This is a genomic window from Arhodomonas sp. KWT (genome assembly GCF_010993615.1).
In genome coordinates this window covers 1-883 of record NZ_WNXE01000694.1, presented here as the reverse complement: position 1 = coordinate 883, position 883 = coordinate 1, and the positions used below count along the sequence as shown (strand labels likewise).

Here is an 883-nt window from a genome sequence, read left to right as displayed (position 1 = left end):
CCGGCGACCAGCGCCACCGATACCCCCAGCAGTACCGAGCAACGGCAGTGGCGGCGCATGGCGGCACCGCGGCTATTGTGAAATGCATCCTGTCTCACGGTCCTCTCCTCCGGTTGACGCCCTGGCAGGCGGGCGTTATTGCCTCCCCGTGCCGGCTGTCGGACACGACCGGGCCCCCGCCACCGCCTGGCGGTGACGTTTGGGTGTCGCGGCACGCGTGCCCCTCGCCGGAAAGCGATCGCCGTGTGATTGTCAGTGGCTGATCGTCACGGGTGCGTCCGTGTTCGCAGCCGCCGTCCCCGCCGTGGTGGCGCGGGTGACGGCGACGGCGCAGCGGGCTCTAGATCCAGCCGCCGTCGACGATGAAGTTCTGATTGCTGCACATGCGGCTGTCGTCGGCGCTCAGCCACAGCACCAGCCGGGCCACGTCGTGGGGCTGCAGTTTTTCCTTGAGGCACTGCTTGTTCATCAGGTCGGCCTCGGCCTCCTCGGTGAGCCAGAGCGATTTCTGACGCTCGGTCATGACCCACCCCGGGATCACGCAGTTGACCCGGATGCCGTCGGGCCCGAAGTCCCGCGCCAGGCCGCGGGTCAGCCCCTCCACGCCGGCCTTGGCCGTGGTGTAGCCGGGCATGCCGCCCTGGCCGACGTGCCAGCTCGAGGAGCCGACGTTCACGATCGAGCCGCCCCCGCGGGCACGCATCGGCGCCAGCGCCGCCTGCGCGGCGAAGAACTGGTGGCGCAGGTTCACGTGCATGCGGTCTTCCCAGTACTCGAGGGTCACGTCCTCGACCGCGTGGCGCTCGTCGTGCGCGGCGTTGTTCACCAGCACGTCCAGTCCGCCGGCGTCGGCGGCCGACTCCCGGATCGCGCCCTGAAGACG

Annotated in this window: 1 protein-coding gene; it reads right to left on the bottom strand. The window is 70.1% G+C overall.

Annotation, left to right across the window (positions count from 1 at the left end; all coding sequences use genetic code 11):
• Window positions 1-340 precede the first annotated feature (340 nt).
• Window positions 341-883 (bottom strand): SDR family NAD(P)-dependent oxidoreductase (locus G7A99_RS21790; protein WP_163144042.1); only part of this gene is annotated, 543 nt, incomplete at its 5' end.